Genomic DNA, 17,635 nt, shown 5'->3' on the forward strand with positions numbered 1-17,635 from the left:
AAGGGTCGGTTCGGCGTCTTGGAGAGCACTTGGAGGCCACTAGTGCCTACGCTTGGCACGATGGTGCGGATTCGAGTACTCGGGACGCTCGAGGCGGAGGACGAATCGGGGGCGGTGGACCTCGGCGGCCCCCGCCAGCGGGCCGTGCTCGCCTTGCTGCTCGTCGCGCGCGGCGAGGTGGTTCCGGTGGATCGGCTCGTCGACGACCTCTGGCATGGCACTCCCCCGGCGCGGGCCGTCGGTGCACTTCAGGCATACATTTCCAATCTGCGGCGGGCACTCGAGCCGCGCCGTGCGCCACGGGCGGACTCCACCGTCCTGGTGAGCCGCGCCCCCGGTTACGCGCTCACCCTCCCACCGTCCGCTGTCGATGCGTGGGAATTCGAAAACCTGGTCCGCTCTGCCGCGGGCACCGGGCGGGCCGACCTGGAGCGGGCGCTCGGCCTGTGGCGGGGGCCTGCGTTCGCCGAGGTGGCCGGTGAGCACTGGGCACTCGCCGAGATCGCCCGGCTCGAGGAACTCCGGGTGGTAGCGCGCGAGCGGGCGGTGGCCGCCGCCGTCGCGTCCGGCGACGCCGCGGGCGCGGTACTCGACGCGCAGTCCCTCACCCGGGACCATCCGCTCCGGGAAGAGGGGTGGCGGTTGCTCGCCCTGGCGTTGCACCGCAGCGGGCGACAGGCCGACGCCCTCGCCGCATTGCGGGAGGCCCGTGCCCGGCTGGCGGACGAACTCGGCCTCGACCCCGGTCCCGGTCTGACCGAACTCGAACACGGGATCCTCACGGGCACCGTCCCGTCCGCACCCGTCGCCGCCCCCGCCCCGGTGCCCGTCGACACCGCCCCGGCCCCCTGGTTCCTCGGCCGCACCGCGGAATTGGCGACCCTGACCGAGCTGATGAGCGATCCCGGCACCCCGGTGGTCCTCCTGGGCGGCGACGCCGGATCGGGGAAGTCGTCCCTGCTGCGCCGGTTCCGTCGAACCCTGCACGCCGCGGGATGGCAGGTGGCGGTGGGCCGCTGCCCCGAGGTGGACGGCGCCCCTCCCGCCTGGGCGTGGGTGGAGATCCTGCGGACACTGCGCGAGACCGTCGACCCCGGCGCCGAGGCGGACGCGCTGGCACCCCTGCTCGCCGACGACCGTTCACACGCGGCGCGGCCGGACGACCCGAGCGGACGGTTCCTGCTGCACCGTGCGGTCGCCGACTACCTCGGGACCGTCCGCGATCACGGCCCGCTCGCCGTCGTCCTCGACGACGTCCACCGCGCCGACGAGGACACCCTGTCGATCCTCGTGCGGCTCGCCCAGCAGCGGTCGCCGATCCTGCTGATCCTCGCGTTCCGCCCGGACGAGGTCGACGCGAACCTGGAGAACTGTTTCGCCGATCTCGCGTCGCTGCAACCGACGCGCATCCGCCTCGGCGGACTCGGACCCGAGGACTCGGCGGAGCTGATCCGGCACGTGTCGGGCCGCGACCCCGACCCCGGCATCCTCCGCGCGCTTGCCGACCGGACCGGTGGAAATCCGTTCTACCTGCAGGAGAGTGCCCGGCTCCTGGACAGTGAGGGCGAACTGGTGGCCACGTCGGAAGTGCCCGAGGGGGTCCGGGACGTTCTCCGCAGGCGGATCGCCCGCCTCCCCGAACTGACCGTGTCCGTCCTGCGACTGGCCGCGGTCGTGGGTCGCGAATCCGACATCGACGTCCTCAGCCGGGCCGCCGAAGTCGACGAGGACGCCGTGTTCGACGCACTCGAATCGGGGGTGATCGCCGGACTGCTCGGCGAGCCGCGCTCCGGGACCGTCCGCTTCACGCACGCCCTCGTCCGCGACACCCTCTATTCCGACCTCACCCGGCTGCGCAGGAGCCGCTGGCACGCCCGGGTCGGGTCGGCGCTCGAGGCGTTGCGGCCGCACGACGTCGCGGCGCTCGCGCACCATTTCACCGAGGCGCTGTCCGCCGCGACCGCACGGCAGGCCCTCGACCACAACGTCGCGGCCGCGGCGCAGGCGGCCGACCGCTACGCCCACGACGCGGAGATCGGCTACCTGAACGACGCCCTCCGCGCGGCCGACCGATTGCCGCCGGACGACGCGGCGTCCGTGGACGAGCGCGTCGACATCCTCACCGAGCTGAGCCGCACCCAACTCGCCGCGGGCATCGGACTGGACGGGGCCCGTTCGCGGAAGCGGGCCCTCGCGCTCGCCCGGGACGCGGGCCGCACCGATCTGGCGATCCGGGTGCTCGCGTTCGTCGACACCCCGACACCGTGGATCAACCGGCGCTACGGCGAAGTCGACACGGCCGTCGTGGACCTGATCGAGGCGCTGCTGCGGGACGAGGAACCGGAGCCGGCGGTGCGGTGCCGGCTGCTGGTCACGCTCGTCCACGAGATCGGGGCCGAGGATCACGAGCGCACCGGGTCCGCGGTCCGGGAGGCCGAGGTCCTCGCCCGCGGCCTGGACGATCCGGTGCTTCTCGGGCTGGTGCTCTGCGCCGTCCACGCGGGAACCGGCTCGCCGACCAGCACACTCGGCGACCACGTCATCGGCGACGAACTGCTCCGGATCGGCGACCGGACGCAGCTACCGGTGTTCACCATGCTCGGCCATCACCTGCTGGCCGAGATCGCGTCCGGCAACGGCGACATCCCGGCGATCGAACATCACATGGGCCTGCAGTCGGAACTGGCGGACCGGTACCGGTTCCAGCAGGCGCAGGCCACCGGGCAGATGAACCGGGCGATGGTCGCGCACCTCACCGGCGACCTGGCCTCGGCGGAACGCCACTACGAGCGCGGCCACGAGTTGATGGTCCGGGCCGGCCTCGACGCAGACAGCGTCTTCGCCCTCGCGGTGTTCACACTGCGGCTCACCGAGGGCCGGGCCGGCGAATTCGAGGCCGTCATCGCGACGGTCGACAGTGCCGCCACGGACGTGCTCGCCGATCTGCACGCCCTCGCCCTTCTCGGCAACGGCAAACCGGAGCAGGCGCGTCAGGTCCGGCGTCACCTCCGTCCCGTCCGCCGCGACTTCTTCCATTCCCTCATGATGTCGCTGCGCGGCATCGTCGTCGCCGGGCTGGGCGAGCGTGACGAGGCGGCGTCCGTGCACGCGGAACTGAGCCCGTACAGCGGGCAGATCGGGGGCGGCGACACGGCGGCGTTCGCGGTCGGGCCCGTCGACACCATCCTCGGCGACCTCGAGATGCTGCTCGGCAGGCCCGAGGCGGCGCGCACGCACTACGCCGCGGCGCTCGCACTGGCCGAACGCTGCGGCTGCCCGGCCTGGATCGACGCCGCCCGCACCCGGGTGACCACCCACCCAAGCGAGTTCCAAGTGGGTCACTAGCGGCCGGGCGCACAGTCGGAGGCGACAGAACCATCCGGCTTTCCTGGAGGCTCCCCCATGAGTTCCCTGCTCGCCCGCCTCGGCGCGGCCGCCGCGACCCGTCCCTGGCGGGTGATCGCCGCGTGGCTGACGCTGCTCGTCCTGGTGTTCGCCGCCGCATCCGCGTTCGGCGGCACCAACCACGACGACTACAACGTGCCCGGTCTGCCGTCGCAGCAGGGGACGAATCTGCTGAGCGAACGATTCCCGGAGATGTCGGGGGCGGACGCCCGGGTGGTCGTGCACTCCGACACGGGCCCGCTCGCTCCCGGCGTCCTCATCGATCTCGGCACCAGGCTGGCGGACGTGAACGGCGTGAGTGCCGTGTCGCCGCCCCGCCTGTCCCAGGACTCCGACACGGCGGTGATCAGCCTCAACTACCGCATCCCGGTCACCGACTTCCAGGGCAGCGAGGGCGTCGACGCCCTCGAGTCCGCGGTCGCCGGCACCCGGGCGCAGGGGATGCAGGTGGAACTGGGCGGGCAGGTGCCCGAGAACATCTCCAAGCCGTCGGGCACCGCCGAGGCGGTGGGAATGATCCTGGCGCTGATCATCCTGGTGTTCGCGTTCGGTTCCGTGGTCGCCGCGGGACTGCCCCTGGCCGTGGCACTCGTCGGCGTGGGCATCGGGTCCGGCCTCATCACGATCATGGCCGGGTTCACCGGTATCAGCACCATCGCACCGACCATCGCGACGATGGTCGGCATCGGCGTCGGGATCGACTACGCACTGCTGCTCGTCACCCGGTACACCGAGGGCCTGCGGTCCGGGATGCCGGTCCGGGACGCCGTCGCGGCCGCCAACTCCACGGCCGGGACGTCGGTGATCTTCGCCGGGACCACCGTCCTCGTCTCGCTGTTCGGGTTGCGGCTGTCGGGACTGCCGATGTACGCGTCGTTCGGCTACGCCACGTTCGCGATGGTCGGCATCGTCATGCTCACCTCCGTCACGCTGGTGCCCGCACTGTGCGGGCTGGCGGGCACGCGGGTGCTCGGCAAACGGTCCCGTGCCCGGGCCGAACGTCGGACGACGTCGCCGCTGACCGAACGGTGGGCGATCCGGGTGAGCCGTCGCCCGTGGCTGTGGGCGCTGACGGCGCTCGGCGTGCTGCTGCTCCTGGCCGCGCCCGTGCTGGGCATGCGGACGTGGCCGCAGGACGCGGGCAGCGCACCGGCCGCCAACACGATCCGGCAGGCCTACGACCTGATCGACGCCGAGTTCGGGCCCGGCGCCAACGGACCACTGATGGTGGCGGTCGACCTGAACAAGGTTCCGGCAGCCGAGCTTCCGTCGATCGCACATGACCTCGCGGCTGAACCCGGGGTGGCGTCCGTGACGCCCGTCCTGACGAACGCCGATTCGACGGCCGCACTGATCTCGGTGCAGCCGGCCACCGGACCCAGCGATCCCCGCAGCACCGAACTGCTCGAACGGATCCGGTCCGACGCCGCCGACGGCGTCCACGTCACCGGACTCACCGCCGTGTTCGCCGACATCTCGGCCCGTCTCGCCGAACGGCTGTGGCTGGTGATCGCGTTCGTCGTCGCGCTGTCGGTGGTGCTGCTCACGTTCGTGTTCCGCGCACCGGTGGTCGCGGTGAAGGCGGCCGCCATGAACCTGCTGTCGGTGGCCGCGGCCTACGGCGTCATGGTGATGGTGTTCCAATGGGGCTGGGGTGCAGAGCTACTCGGCCTCCCCCATGCGCTTCCGGTGTCGAGTTGGGTGCCGATCCTCATGTTCACCATCCTGTTCGGACTGTCGATGGACTACGAGGTGTTCCTGCTCTCCCGGGTCCGCGAACGCTGGCTCGCCACGGGCGACTCGCACCGGAGCGTCGTCGAGGGACTGGCGTCGACGGGCCGGGTGATCACGAGTGCGGCGGCGATCATGGTCGCGGTGTTCGCCGGGTTCGCGCTCGACGGCGACGTCACCGTGAAGATGATGGGCGTCGGCCTCGCGTCCGCGGTCCTCATCGACGCGACGATCGTGCGGATAGTGCTGGTGCCCGCGACGATGTACCTGCTGGGCGACGCCAACTGGTGGCGGCCGGGCGGACGTCGCGACGCGGCAGCCGGCGGGGACGGGGGCGGGGCGGCTACGCCCGCAGGCGCTCCACTTCCGCTTCGAGCGCGATGACCCGCCGATACAGGGCCTGGATGCTCGCCATGCACACCCCGTTCGCGTCCACCATGGCGATGCGGCGGTCGTTCGAACCGAGCCCGAAGGCGGTGGCGAAATCCTGCGCCATCGGGCCCAGGTGCCGCACCGATTCGTGATCGAAACCGTAGGTCCAGACGCTGACCGGCATCTCGGCGAGGCGGTCGAGCACCTCGCTCGCACTGGCGGGCGGCGCCTGGACGGCCACCCCGCGTTTGCGGGTCAGCAGCGAATGAAACCACGCCAGCGGGTGGCGGGTACGGGCCGCTGTTCGCGCCCGCACCCGCCCCCGACGGGTGTCGACCCACACGGAGTCAGTCCGGGAGTTCGCCGACATCGTGCTTGATCGTCGCGTCGCTGAGAAGCAGGCCGACCCCGAGGGCCATGACGCCGATCCCGAGTCCGATTGCGGCTCCGCCCAATCCGAGCATGATTCCGAGCATGTTGTCTCCTGTCGTCGATGGTGTACGGGATGTCGTGCCCCCGCTTTCTGAACACCTACGACTCTCGCCGCTCCGGGCCTTCGAGATAAGACACCTCAGGGGTGGTGCAACCACACCCCCGGACGCGGCGCCGGGGCGGCACAATGGCGGCCATGACGGAATTACCGGAGTGGGCCCGCACCCTCGATCTCGCCCCGCACCCCGAAGGCGGCTGGTACCGCGAGACGTGGCGCAGTGACGTCACGATCCCGGAGGGGAGCCTGCCGGACGACTATCCAGGGCCGCGGTCGGCGGGCACCGCGATCCTGTTCCTGCTGATGCCCGGACAGCAGTCGGCGTGGCACAGCGTGCGCAGCGCCGAGATCTGGCTGTACCACCGGGGCAGCCCCCTGCTGCTCGAACTCGGCGGCGACGGAAGCGAACCCGCTTCCCCCGACGCGCTGGTCCTCGGCGCGGACGTCGCGGCGGGCCAGCAACCGCAACTGCTCGTCCCGCCGCGGCACTGGCAACGCGCGAAGCCCGAGGGCGACGAACCGACCCTCGTCAGTTGCGTCGTCACCCCGGGCTTCGACTTCGCGGACTTCCAGCTGTAGGCGCTTCGCGCTCGTGCGCCTTTCTGGTAGCTGGAGCAACCAGAAAGGCGCACGGGTGCTACGCGCCGAACGTGTACGGGTCGGGTCCGAGGCGGCCGTCGGCCCGGGTCAGCGAACCGATCGTGTTGATCTCGTCGGGGGTCAGTTCGAAGTCGAAGACGTCGAAGTTGGCGACGATACGCTCCGGCGTCACCGACTTGGGGATGACGACGTTCCCGATCTGCAGGTGCCAGCGGATGATCACCTGCGCGGTCGTCTTACCGTGCGCGGCAGCGATCTTCGCGATGGACTCGTCGTCGAGGACGGTGCCCTGCCCCAGCGGGCTCCACGCCTCGGTCGCGATGCCCTTGCCGGTGTGGAAGGCACGCAGGTCGGCCTGGTTGAACCGCGGGTGCAGCTCCACCTGGTTGAGCGCGGGTACCTCGCCGGTCTCGGCGATCAGACGGTCGAGGGTCTCCGGGGTGAAATTGGAGACACCGATCGACCGCGCACGCCCGTCGGCCTTGATCTTCTGGAAGGCCTTGAACGTGTCCACGTAGCGGTCCGCAGACGGCACCGGCCAGTGGATGAGGTACAGGTCGACGTAGTCGAGACCGAGCCGGCTCAGGCTGTCGTCGAACACGCGGAGCGTGGAGTCGTAACCCTGGTCGCTGTTCCACAGCTTGGTGGTGACGAACAACTCGTCACGGGCGATGCCGGAGTCCGCGAGCGCGCGGCCCACTCCGGTCTCGTTCTCGTAGACCTTGGCGGTGTCGATGCTGCGGTACCCGGCCTTCAGGGCCTCGGCGACCGCGGCGTAGCTCTCGTCGTCCGGCACCTGCCACACGCCGAAGCCGAGGGCAGGAATGCTGTTCCCGTCGTTCAGCGTGACCGTAGGTACAGGACTCTGTGCAGTGTTGAAACCCATGGGACTGTCCAACCGGGCACCCGGACCCGATGTTCCCGCCCGTCTCAGAATGTGGACTTTCGCGTGTCGTTTCGGTATCACCGGGTAATCCGACGGCATCGGCGTTCAGGTGGTGACGCGCCCGGTGAAAGGGGCGGACATGGGCCTCGGGTACACATTGGCCTATCGGTTCAAGATCACGCCCTGGGTGAAGGCGGGCCGGGTCTTCGGGAACCAGATCGAGACATTGATCGATCCCTTCGACGCACCACCGGGCGAGGTCCTCGACATCGGATGCGGCACCGGCGACCACGCCATCGAACTGGCCCGGCGGGGGTGGCAGGTGACGGGGATCGACACCGTCCAGCTGGCCCTCGACAAGGCGCGGTCCAAGGCCCGGAAGGCGGGCGTCGACGTGCGGTTCATGCACGCGGACGCCACCGACCTCGAGCACGCCGTCGGTCGCGGGTACCACCTGATCCTGGACGTGGGGTGCTACCACGGGCTCAGCGACCACGCCCGGGTCGCGTACGCCGAGAACGTCACGACCGTGGCCGAACCGCACGCCACGCTGCTGATGTTCGCGTTCGGGCCGGGCCATCGCGGCCCGCTGCCGCGGGGTGTGTCCCGCTCCGACGTGGAGCGCACGTTCGAGAAGTGGAAACTCGTGTCGGACGTCGACGCCGACACGACCGGTATGCCGGGACCGCTCAAGAAGGCCGACCCCCGCTGGTTCCGGCTCGTCAAGCGCTGACGCGCCCGTGAGTACTTGTTAACCGCCCGCGGTTAACAAGTACTCACGGGTCCTGGGACAATCGTCAGGTGACTGCAACACTGCGCATCAGCGGACTGTCGGCTTCGCGCGGTGAGCGCACCCTGTTCTCCGACCTCGACCTGACCGTCGCCCCCGGCGACGTGACCGGACTGGTGGGGGCGAACGGTGCAGGCAAGTCGACGCTGCTGACCACCCTCGCGGGGATCGGGTCCGCGGACGTCGAGGGCAGCATCGTGCTCAGCCCGCCCGACGCCGCCGTCGGCTACCTCGCTCAGGAACCGGACCGGATCGCCGGCGAGACCGTGCTCGACTTCCTGGGCCGCAGGACGGGCGTCACCGAGGCCGAGCACACCATGAACACGGCCGCCGAAACGCTCGGCGAGTCGGACGAGGACCTCTACTCCCCCGCGCTGGAACGCTGGCTGGCGCTGGGCGGCGCCGACCTCGCCGAGCGTGCGGAGAAGGTCGTGAGCGACCTCGGGCTGGGCGTGCCACTCGACGCACACATGACGTCGCTGTCCGGTGGGCAGGCGGCGCGGGCCGGGTTGGCGTCGCTGCTGCTGTCCCGGTACGACGTGCTGCTGCTCGACGAGCCGACCAACGACCTCGACCTGGTGGGGCTCGAGCAGCTCGAGCGCTTCGTCGGCGAGAGTCGCGCGGCGATGGTGGTGGTGAGTCACGATCGAGAATTCCTGGCGCGCACCGTGACCGGCATCGTGGAACTCGACCTCGCGCAGCAGCAGATCGCGGTCTACGACGGCAGCTACGACTCGTATCTCGCCGAACGGGAGATCGCACGCAGGCATGCCCGGGAGGCGTACGAGGAGTACGCCGGAACCCGGTCGGATCTCGAGGACCGCGCGCAGATGCAGCGGAACTGGATGGAGCACGGCGTCCGCAACGCCCGCCGCAAGGCGAAGGACAACGACAAGATCGGCAAGGGGCTGCGCACCGAGTCCACCGAGAAGCAGGCCGCGAAGGCCCGGCAGACGCAACGCCGGATCGAGCGGCTGGAGGTGGTCGAGGAGCCGCGCAAGGAGTGGGAACTGCGGATGGAGATCGCCGCCGCGCCCCGAAGCGGTTCGGTGGTGGCGACGGCGAACGGTGCCACCGTCGCGTGGGGTGGGGACCGCGAGTTCACGTTCGGCCCGGTCACCACTCAGGTGGACTGGGGTGATCGGATCATCGTCACCGGCGCCAACGGCTCCGGGAAGACGACCCTGCTGAAGGTGCTCCTCGGCAAGATCGCCCTGGACGCGGGCACCGCCTCACTCGGTTCGGGTGTGGCGATCGGCGAGATCGATCAGGCCCGCGGCCTGTTCGAGGGTGCCGAGAAGGTGTCCGACGCGTTCGCGGCGCAGGTCCCGGACTGGCCGGACGCCGACGTGCGGACGCTGCTCGCGAAGTTCGGGCTCAAGGGACACCACGTGCTGCGGCCCGCGGCGTCGCTGTCGCCCGGCGAACGCACCCGCGCCGCCCTCGCCCTGCTGCAGGCGCGGGGCGTGAACCTGCTGGTGCTCGACGAGCCCACCAACCACCTGGACCTTCCGGCGATCGAACAGCTCGAGCAGGCGATGGAGAACTTCGACGGCACGCTGCTGCTCGTCACCCACGACCGGCGGATGCTGGATTCGACGCGCAGCACCCGCCGCTGGCGGATGGACGGCGGCAGGCTGTCCGAGGAGTAGTCAGTCGCCCTCCGCCATGGGCGGCAGCGCCTTGACGAACGGCGGGTCGTAGTCGACCTTCCCGAGCTTCGCGGCGCCACCGGGGGATCCCAGGTCGTCGAAGAAGTCGGCGTTCGCCTTGGTGTACTCGACCCACTGGTCCGGGACGTCGTCCTCGTAGAAGATCGCCTCGACGGGGCAGACGGGCTCACAGGCACCGCAGTCGACGCATTCGTCGGGGTGGATGTAGAGCATCCGACCGCCTTCGTAAATGCAGTCGACAGGACATTCTTCGATGCATGCCTTGTCCAGAACGTCGACACAGGGCTCCGCGATGGTGTACGTCACGTCTGTAATCCTGTCCTTTCTTGGCGTCCTGCGCGAATCGCCTCCACTCTGCCACTCAATTCCCCAGGGTCAACCTGTCATTTCGGCACCCACATCCCGTTGCCCACGGTTGACAAACTGTTGGGTTTTCACAACACTTTGTTGCATGAGTCCAGTGCGGCGCGGGGACTCCCTGCCCATCTACAACCGCATCGGCGTGCTGCGTGCCGAACGCGGGATGAGCCGGGCTCAGCTGGCGGGACTGATCGACGTCAATCCGCAGACCGTCGGTGCGCTCGAACGGGGCGACCACTACCCCAGCCTCGACCTGGCGTTCCGGATCTCGTGGGTGTTCGAACTCCCGGTGGAAGCCATTTTCTCCCGCACCGAGTTCGGGCCCCTGTCCACCGAGCTGTACCGCACCCACCGACCGCCGTCCACGACAGGAAGCGGGGAGAGTTCCCATGCCTGAGACGAATCTGATCGAGAGGTACCAGGGGTTCCGGACGCGCAGATTCCTCCAGAACGAGAGTCGTTACCGCACGTGGCTACCGAGGTGGCGGACGCGCAGCCGTCGACGAATCCTCGTGGTCGCCCTCGCGGTGACGTTCGTGTTCATGACCGCCGTGGGGATCGTGTGTCATGTCGACATGACCGTCGGACCCCTGCTCTGGCTGCCCGCGTGCCTGTTGTTCTTCCCGCTGTGGACGATGCTGCAGATCGTGTCCGGGCGACAGGGGGACGCGCCGCGCGACGCTCTCGACGAGTGGGAGATCCAGCAACGCAACAGTGCCCGCTCGATCGGACTCACGGTCACTCAGCTACTGACGCTCCTCCCGGCGATGTATCTGATCTTCGTCGGCGCGCTGGACGCCGATCACAGCAACGTGCCGTACGCCGCCGGACTGCTCGTCGTCACCGCGCTGATGGTCGGGGGTTGCACGCCGGCCATGATCCTCGGCTGGACCCGACCCGACCCCGAACCCGACGACCTGGCCTCGGACGACCTGGCCTCGTAGGAACATCCGCCTCCAGATGGGAAGGACCCATGTCTCAGACCCTCACGATCGACGGCATCTCCAAGCGGTACGGTGACGTCGTCGCACTCGACGACCTGTCCTTCGAGGTCCGCCCCGGTGAGATCTTCGGTTTCGTCGGCAGCAACGGCGCGGGCAAGACCACCACGATGCGCATCGCGCTGGGCGTCCTGTCCGCCGATTCCGGCGAGGTCCGGCTGGGCGGCAACCCGGTGGACCTGGACGTGCGGCGCACCATCGGCTACATGCCGGAGGAACGCGGGCTGTACCCGAAGATGAAGGTGGGCAAGCAACTCGCCTACCTCGCCGAACTGCACGGCCTTCCCCGCTCCGCGGCGCGGGACGCCGTCGCACGCTGGACCGAACGTCTCGGCATCGCGGACCGTGTCGGCGACACCGTCGACGCACTCTCGCTCGGCAATCAGCAACGCGTCCAACTGGCCGCCGCGCTGGTCCACGATCCCGCGGTGCTGGTTCTCGACGAACCCTTCTCCGGGCTCGACCCCGTCGCGGTGGACGTCATGAGCGACGTACTGGTGGAGAAGGCGAACACCGGAGTGCCGGTGATCTTCTCGAGCCATCAACTCGAACTCGTCCAGCGCCTGTGCCACCGCGTCGGGATCATCAGCCACGGCCGGATGCGTGCGGTCGGCACCGTCGACGAACTGCGCGGCGGCGGCAACGCCCAACTGGAAGTCCACGCACCGGAGGCGCCGGTCGGCTGGGCCCATCACCTGGCCGGAGTCACCACGATCAGTCACCTCGACGGCCGCACCCTGCTGTCGCTCGACGCCCACGTGGACGACCAGCTGGTGCTGCACACGGCCCTGAAAACCGGACCGGTGCACGAGTTCTCGCTGCACAGGCCCACCCTGACCGATCTGTTCCGAGAGGTGGTCACCGCATGAGTGCCCCGCTGAGCCCCGCCCGCGCGATCGGCCTCGTAGCCCGCCGCGAATTCCTCACGCAGGTGGCGAAGAAGAGCTTCGTCATCAGCAACGTGATCATCCTGCTGGCCATCGTCGGTGGCATCGTCGCGTACTCGCTGTTCTCGGGCGGCGACGAAGACCGCGCCACCATCGGACTCGTCGGCGACCAGTCGCTCGCGCCGGTTCTCGTCGCCACCGGTGACGCGACCGGGACACCGGTCGACGTCGTTCCGGCGGCCGACGAACAGGCCGCGCGGGACCAGGTGGGCAGTGGTGACCTCGACGTCGCGCTGATTCCCGGCACCGGCGGATCGGTCACGGCCGTCACCGAATCCGAGCTGGGTTCCGGACTCCGCACCGTGATCGATGCGGCCGTCATCCAGCAGGCCCAGGCCGGCGCCCTCGCCGCGCAGGGTGTGGACCCCGCGGAACTCGCCGCCGCGACCGGCCGGGCGGTCGTCACCGTCGACGCTCTCGACCCGCCCGACCCGGAGAAGGGCCAGCGCGTGGCCCTGTCCGTCGCAGTGGTCGTCCTGCTGTACATGCAGATCATGATGTTCGGCATGTACGTGGCGATGGGTGTGGTCGAGGAGAAGTCGAGTCGCGTCGTGGAACTGCTCCTGTCGACGCTGCGCCCCCTGCAACTGCTGTGGGGCAAGGTGATCGGCATCGGCGCGGTCGGTCTCGTCCAGCTGACCGCCTACGGTGTCGCCGGGGTCGCGGCCGGTCTCGCGACGGGCGTGCTCACCGTGACGGGGACGGCGATCGGGGTGCTGGCCGGGACGCTCGGCTGGTTCGTGCTCGGATTCGCGTTCTTCGCCGTCCTGTACGCCGCGGCCGGGTCGATGGTGTCGCGGCAGGAGGATGTCAACGCCACCGCCTCGCCGCTGATGGTCCTGATCGTCATCATGTTCTTCAGCGCCTTCTCCTCGGTGAGCAACCCGGACGGCACCCTGAGCAACGTCCTCAGCTGGATTCCGCCGTTCTCGGCGATCCTGATGCCGCTGCGCATCGCCGCCGGGGTGGCGTCCCCGGTCCAGGTCGTCGTCACCATCGCGCTGATGCTCGCGGTGACCGCCGCACTCAGCGTGCTGGCCGCGAAGATCTACCAGCGTTCCATCCTGCGGATCGGCAAGGTCGTGTCGTGGAAGGAGGCGCTCGGGAGGTAGTGAATTCCCGGCGCCCGACCAAGTTCCCCGAGTAGTCTTCGAATCGTCGATCGATGCTGCTCAGCTGCCGTTTCGGAACGGGGAACACCATGGTCGTCCGCCGCAGGAAGCCGCTCGTCGCCATCGCCGTCGCCGTGGTCGTGTCCATGACGTCGGCGCTGACGGCGTGCACGTCCGACGAGCCGACCTCCTCGGCCGGTGGCAACGCCGGGCCCGACGGCTCCCCCGTCGCGTACGAGGAACCGGTCAAGCTGTCGAGCGAGAACGGTGTGCTCGAAGTCCGGCTGTCCGCCCATCAGGGCACCGTCGACCTCGACACCGTCTCGGAACCGGTGTCCAACTTCCTGGTCTTCGGATACGAGGTTCTGCAGGGCACGAGTTCGAACGGCTCGACCACGGGCGACGACGTCTATCCGGCGCCGACGTTGCGCGTCGATCCCGGCGAGCGCCTGATCATCCACTACGACAACGATCTGCGGGACCTGACGATCGAGGACTTCTACGATCCCGCGTTCACGCCGGCGGGCGGTGACGTCCCGATCTATCCGCCGGCCCTCGAGTCCGCGCCGCTGAATCTGCACACCCACGGTCTGCACGTGAGCCCGGACGGCAACGCCGACAACGTGCTGCTCGACATCCCTGCCGGGATGGGCAACGTCTACGACTACGCGGTGCCGAAGGACATGCCGAACGGAATGTACTGGTACCACAGTCACCGTCACACACTGACCGCGCAGCAGACGTACGCGGGGCTCGCGGGTCTGCTGGAGATCGGGCGGCCCGATGGCAACCTTCCCCGGGTGACGCAGAACGACGTTCCCATCCGCGACATGGCGCTGCAGTACAACTTCGTCTTCGACCGCAAGGGCAGTGGGCACCAGCTGAACGACCCCAACTGGCCGCAGTTCGTGAGCACCCTGAAGCCCCCGGAGGGATCGCAACTCGCCGACGGCACGTACTCGCCGAGCCTCGCCCCGGTGAACTTCGCCGACACGACGGAGGGTGCCCAGTACGTCACCAACTGGTACGCCGGGCCGCTGTCCCCGGCGAATCACCGCGGGCAGAACCAGTTCGTGCCGGGCAATCTGCAGAGTTTCCGCAGTGATTCGACGAACATCCCCGCCGATCCGTCACTACCGGACAACGAGCGCGACGTGCAGTACACGATCAACGGGCAGTTCCAGCCGGATCTGAAACTGAAGCCGGGCCAGACGGAGATCTGGGTACTGGCCAACATCAGCGATTTCGCGTACATGCCGCTCCGGCTCACCGAGACCGCGACGGGCAAGCATCCCCAGTTCTCGATCGTCGGCCAGGACGGCAACCCCTTCACCCAGGTGCAGCGGCCGGTCGGCGGTGACGGCACCCGGCTCGTCATCCCGCCGGGGTCGCGGTACGCGATCGCCGTGACCATGCCGGACACCGGCGACCTGGTGCTCGACATGCCGCCGCTGGACGGGGCGAAACCCGTCACCAATCCCGGGGTGCTCTACACGAACAACGGCACCGACAATCCGCCCGCCGAACTGGGCACCGTGACCGTCGACCCGTCGGTCATCAGCTACGCCGACGGCTTCTTCACCTTCCCCACCCAGACTCTCGTCCACGTCACCCCCGACAGCGGGGAAGGCCGGACCACGCCGTTCGAACCCGGCCAGAACCTCGACGCCTACACGTCGTTCGTGGACACGTCGGTGATGACGCCCGACGTGAAGCGGACCCTCACAGTGTCCGGCGGGTTCGGCAACGAGAAGGCCAGCAACAGCGACCCGAAGGCGTTCACGTACGAGTTCGACGACAACACGTTCCCGAACATCCCCTTGATCCAGCCGCGGCTCAATTCGGTCGAGGAATGGACGATCACGAACCTCAACAACGACGAGCATCCGATGCACATCCACGTCAACGACTTCCAGGTGATGGACATCGTCGATCCGGTCGCGGGCACCAGGACCGGGGTGCAGCCCTGGGGTGAGGACAACGTCAACGTGCCCGCGCCCGTCACGGACGCGAACGAGACCGCGCTGGAGCCCGCATCGGTGACGCTGCGCACCAAATTCACCGAGTACACCGGCACTTTCGTGATCCACTGCCACCGCCTCAACCACGAGGACAACGGGCTGATGGCCACCGTCAACGTGATTCCCGAAGTGTCGACGTACGCGGTGGCGGTGCCGGGAACGCCGGGCACCCCCGCCACCGTGCAGGTCCACGACGGCAACGGCGACAAGGTGATCGCCGCCGTCACCCCGTTCCCGGCCTTCGAGGGCACCCCGACGGTGGGGATGGCCGACGTCAACGGCGACATGATTCTCGACCTCGTCGCCGGCACCGGTGCGGGTGTGGCGCCCGAGGTCGTCGCGTACGACGGCAACGACGTCGGCTCCGGACCGTTCACCGCGGAGTTGACCCGATTCGCCCCGTTCGACGCCGGTTTCCGCGGGGGTGTGAACGTCGCGGGCGCGGACATCGACGGAAACGCGCTGGCCGACAACATCATCGTCGGCACCGGGCCGGGCACCGAGTCGCAGGTGAAGGTGTTCTCGTCCACCCTGCCCACGGACAAGGGCGCAGCACCCGAGACCTTCGCGACGTTCACGCCGTACCCCGGTTCGCAGTCCGGGGTCACCGTCGCCACCGGTCTGGTCGACACCGCGTCGGGCCGGGCGAGCATCGTCACCGCTCCGGGGCCGGGAGAAGCGCCGCGCGTGAAGACGTTCCGGTACGACCTGTTCGAGCCGACCGCCGCGGCTCAGGCCGACGGCACCGCGGACGAGCACGCCGGCCACACCGGCGGCCCGCGGATGACGTCGGAATTCCTGGCCTTCGACGAGAACTACCTCGGCGGTGTCTCCCTCTCGACGGGCTGGGTGGCGGGCGCCGAAGGCGGAGCGAAGAGCATCGTCACCGGCATGCTCGGGGGCGACGGCACGGTCCGTGTGTGGTCGAGCGGGTCACGCCTCGACGGCGAGCCGGGCATGTATGTGGAGAGCCCGAACCATCACTCCGACGGCGCCGTCGCCTTCACCCAGATCGCCTCGTTCGCGCCGTTCGCCGGTGGCACTCCCGGCACCGGCGTGCAGGTGGCCACGACCAGCACCACCACGGGCGCCGACCTGCTCGTCAGCGGCGGCGGGCCGGGCGGCGCCGAGGTGCGCAAGTTCGGGCTGGGGCGCCCGGACCCGCAGTCCACGACGCTGGTGCCGCTACCCCTGGGTGCGCTCCCCGCGCTCCCCGCGGCGCACGGATCCGTGCCGCTCGGCGGCCGGTAGGGGCCGGTGTCAGGGCAGGGTCCAGAACTGGGTGGTCACCAAGTAGAAGACGACGACCCAGAACACCATAGCCCCGGCGACGACGGCGAGCCCTCGACGGTTCATCTTCGCTTCGGGAACACCAGGCGCCGGCCGCAGCCAGTGCCCCAGTATCCGGTTCACGTAGTACGGCATCGTCACGAAGCTCATGATGAAGCTGGACAGCAGATTTCCGACGAGCAGGCCGAGCCACAGCGGCATCTGCAGCGGCGACAGCGCGAGGGTGAGGATCACGACCGTCGGATAGAGGCCGACCCACACCGCGACCGACGTCTTCGTCTCGGACGGCGGCGGCGCCTCGTGGCCGTTCTCGTCGAACGCAAACCAGCTGCCGAACGAGTTGTCGATGGTGCGCAATTCGAAGTCGTGGAACTTCTCCCCCTCCGCGAGCAGTTCCTGCCGTTTCGTCGAGGTGAGCCACGTGTCGAGGTCGGCGGCGTTGTCGTAGCGGTACAGCGCGGTCCACTCGTCCTGGACACCTTCGACGGGGCGGAACAGTTCGCTCCCGCGGAAGCCGTCGAATCTGCTCTCCTCCAAGCGCAGTCGGTCCTGCCACGCGAGGAAGTCGTCGACGTGTTCCGGGCGGACACGGTGCGTCACGACGACCGTCACGAGCGGATCCGCCTCCCGCACGCCGCCACCGGTGATGACCTGCTGCGTGGCGGGACCGTCGAAGTACGGTTGCCCCTGATCCAGCCGCTCCTGCCGGGTGGCGCTGTTGATCCACGCCTGCACGTGGGCGACGGAATCGAAGCGGTAGACCACGACCCAGTCGGGTTGCACGGCAGTGGGTGCGGAGATCTCGGCGCCCAGAAACCCGGGGTAGCGGGACGCCGCCGCGTTCATGTCCCGCTGCCAGGCCTCGAAGGCCTCCTCGGAACCGGCACGCACCTTCTGGCCGATGATGACCGTCGCGGCGTTGCCGGTGACCTTCTCGGTGTCCATCGCCTACTCCTC

The 17,635-nt window shown here is 69.2% G+C and carries 15 protein-coding genes; 10 read left to right on the forward strand and 5 right to left on the reverse strand.

Annotated features, from left to right (window positions below):
• Window positions 1-60 precede the first annotated feature (60 nt).
• Both CA951_RS11030 and CA951_RS11035 read left to right on the forward strand, forming a co-directional pair.
• Complete coding sequence (locus CA951_RS11030) at window positions 61-3,345, forward strand: BTAD domain-containing putative transcriptional regulator (protein WP_087556882.1); 3,285 nt, start codon at window positions 61-63, stop codon at window positions 3,343-3,345.
• A 57-nt stretch (window positions 3,346-3,402) separates the two neighbouring features.
• The gene (locus tag CA951_RS11035; RefSeq protein WP_087556883.1) at window positions 3,403-5,520 is read left to right on the forward strand and encodes an MMPL family transporter; all 2,118 of its coding nucleotides are present in this window, start codon (window positions 3,403-3,405) and stop codon (window positions 5,518-5,520) included.
• Here CA951_RS11035 and CA951_RS11040 read toward each other — a convergent pair.
• Window positions 5,480-5,851 carry a hypothetical protein gene (locus tag CA951_RS11040; RefSeq protein WP_087556884.1) on the reverse strand — a complete coding sequence of 124 codons (372 nt, stop codon included), beginning with the start codon at window positions 5,849-5,851 and terminating at the stop codon, window positions 5,480-5,482. The two genes, CA951_RS11035 and CA951_RS11040, sit on opposite strands and share 41 nt — an antisense overlap.
• 4 nt (window positions 5,852-5,855) lie before the next feature.
• A complete protein-coding gene (locus tag CA951_RS44115; protein WP_009478066.1) occupies window positions 5,856-5,984 on the reverse strand; it encodes a hypothetical protein in 129 nt (42 codons plus the stop codon).
• Window positions 5,985-6,136: 152 nt separating this feature from the next.
• Between CA951_RS44115 and CA951_RS11045 the strand changes: the two genes are divergently transcribed.
• Window positions 6,137-6,577, forward strand: coding sequence for a cupin domain-containing protein (locus CA951_RS11045; protein WP_087557033.1), 441 nt, complete (start codon window positions 6,137-6,139; stop codon window positions 6,575-6,577).
• A gap of 58 nt (window positions 6,578-6,635) precedes the next feature.
• Here CA951_RS11045 and CA951_RS11050 read toward each other — a convergent pair whose 3' ends face one another.
• Entirely contained in the window at window positions 6,636-7,484 is an 849-nt protein-coding gene (locus CA951_RS11050) for an aldo/keto reductase (protein WP_087556885.1), read from the reverse strand.
• Between the two features lie 139 nt (window positions 7,485-7,623).
• Between CA951_RS11050 and CA951_RS11055 the strand changes: the two genes are divergently transcribed.
• A complete protein-coding gene (locus tag CA951_RS11055; protein WP_087556886.1) occupies window positions 7,624-8,217 on the forward strand; it encodes a bifunctional 2-polyprenyl-6-hydroxyphenol methylase/3-demethylubiquinol 3-O-methyltransferase UbiG in 594 nt (197 codons plus the stop codon).
• A gap of 68 nt (window positions 8,218-8,285) precedes the next feature.
• Window positions 8,286-9,926, forward strand: coding sequence for an ABC-F family ATP-binding cassette domain-containing protein (locus tag CA951_RS11060; RefSeq protein ID WP_087556887.1), 1,641 nt, complete (start codon window positions 8,286-8,288; stop codon window positions 9,924-9,926).
• Here the strand turns inward: CA951_RS11060 and fdxA are convergent, their stop codons facing one another.
• Complete coding sequence (gene fdxA, locus CA951_RS11065) at window positions 9,927-10,253, reverse strand: ferredoxin (protein WP_005244047.1); 327 nt, start codon at window positions 10,251-10,253, stop codon at window positions 9,927-9,929.
• A 145-nt stretch (window positions 10,254-10,398) separates the two neighbouring features.
• On the opposite strand from fdxA, the gene CA951_RS11070 reads away from it, so the two are divergent.
• From CA951_RS11070 to CA951_RS11090, 5 genes are all read left to right on the forward strand, one after another.
• Window positions 10,399-10,704 carry a helix-turn-helix transcriptional regulator gene (locus CA951_RS11070; RefSeq protein WP_087556888.1) on the forward strand — a complete coding sequence of 102 codons (306 nt, stop codon included), beginning with the start codon at window positions 10,399-10,401 and terminating at the stop codon, window positions 10,702-10,704.
• Complete coding sequence (locus CA951_RS11075) at window positions 10,697-11,251, forward strand: hypothetical protein (protein WP_087556889.1); 555 nt, start codon at window positions 10,697-10,699, stop codon at window positions 11,249-11,251. Before CA951_RS11070 ends, CA951_RS11075 begins: the two co-directional genes overlap by 8 nt.
• A 29-nt stretch (window positions 11,252-11,280) precedes the next feature.
• On the forward strand, window positions 11,281-12,177 hold the full coding sequence (locus CA951_RS11080; protein ID WP_087556890.1) for an ABC transporter ATP-binding protein: 897 nt from the start codon (window positions 11,281-11,283) through the stop codon (window positions 12,175-12,177).
• On the forward strand, window positions 12,174-13,367 hold the full coding sequence (locus CA951_RS11085) for an ABC transporter permease (protein WP_087556891.1): 1,194 nt from the start codon (window positions 12,174-12,176) through the stop codon (window positions 13,365-13,367). The genes CA951_RS11080 and CA951_RS11085 overlap by 4 nt, the downstream gene beginning before the upstream one ends.
• A gap of 89 nt (window positions 13,368-13,456) precedes the next feature.
• A complete protein-coding gene (locus CA951_RS11090) occupies window positions 13,457-16,639 on the forward strand; it encodes a multicopper oxidase family protein (protein WP_087557034.1) in 3,183 nt (1,060 codons plus the stop codon).
• A gap of 9 nt (window positions 16,640-16,648) precedes the next feature.
• Here CA951_RS11090 and CA951_RS11095 read toward each other — a convergent pair whose 3' ends face one another.
• Window positions 16,649-17,623, reverse strand: a complete 975-nt coding sequence (locus CA951_RS11095) for an antibiotic biosynthesis monooxygenase (RefSeq protein WP_087556892.1) — start codon at window positions 17,621-17,623, stop codon at window positions 16,649-16,651.
• Between the last annotated feature and the right edge of the window lie 12 nt (window positions 17,624-17,635).

This window comes from Rhodococcus sp. NCIMB 12038, from assembly GCF_002165735.1.
Lineage (GTDB): Bacteria > Actinomycetota > Actinomycetes > Mycobacteriales > Mycobacteriaceae > Rhodococcus_F.

Bases quoted from the DNA above. Each gene is read 5' to 3' on its own strand.
- CA951_RS11090 (WP_087557034.1), top strand. From the start codon at position 13,457: ATGGTCGTCCGCCGCAGGAAGCCGCTCGTCGCCATCGCCGTCGCCGTG.
- CA951_RS11095 (WP_087556892.1), bottom strand. From the start codon at position 17,623: ATGGACACCGAGAAGGTCACCGGCAACGCCGCGACGGTCATCATCGGC.
- CA951_RS44115 (WP_009478066.1), bottom strand. From the start codon at position 5,984: ATGCTCGGAATCATGCTCGGATTGGGCGGAGCCGCAATCGGACTCGGG.
- CA951_RS11085 (WP_087556891.1), top strand. From the start codon at position 12,174: ATGAGTGCCCCGCTGAGCCCCGCCCGCGCGATCGGCCTCGTAGCCCGC.
- CA951_RS11050 (WP_087556885.1), bottom strand. From the start codon at position 7,484: ATGGGTTTCAACACTGCACAGAGTCCTGTACCTACGGTCACGCTGAAC.
- CA951_RS11035 (WP_087556883.1), top strand. From the start codon at position 3,403: ATGAGTTCCCTGCTCGCCCGCCTCGGCGCGGCCGCCGCGACCCGTCCC.
- CA951_RS11045 (WP_087557033.1), top strand. From the start codon at position 6,137: ATGACGGAATTACCGGAGTGGGCCCGCACCCTCGATCTCGCCCCGCAC.
- CA951_RS11055 (WP_087556886.1), top strand. From the start codon at position 7,624: ATGGGCCTCGGGTACACATTGGCCTATCGGTTCAAGATCACGCCCTGG.
- CA951_RS11080 (WP_087556890.1), top strand. From the start codon at position 11,281: ATGTCTCAGACCCTCACGATCGACGGCATCTCCAAGCGGTACGGTGAC.
- CA951_RS11070 (WP_087556888.1), top strand. From the start codon at position 10,399: ATGAGTCCAGTGCGGCGCGGGGACTCCCTGCCCATCTACAACCGCATC.
- CA951_RS11030 (WP_087556882.1), top strand. From the start codon at position 61: ATGGTGCGGATTCGAGTACTCGGGACGCTCGAGGCGGAGGACGAATCG.
- CA951_RS11075 (WP_087556889.1), top strand. From the start codon at position 10,697: ATGCCTGAGACGAATCTGATCGAGAGGTACCAGGGGTTCCGGACGCGC.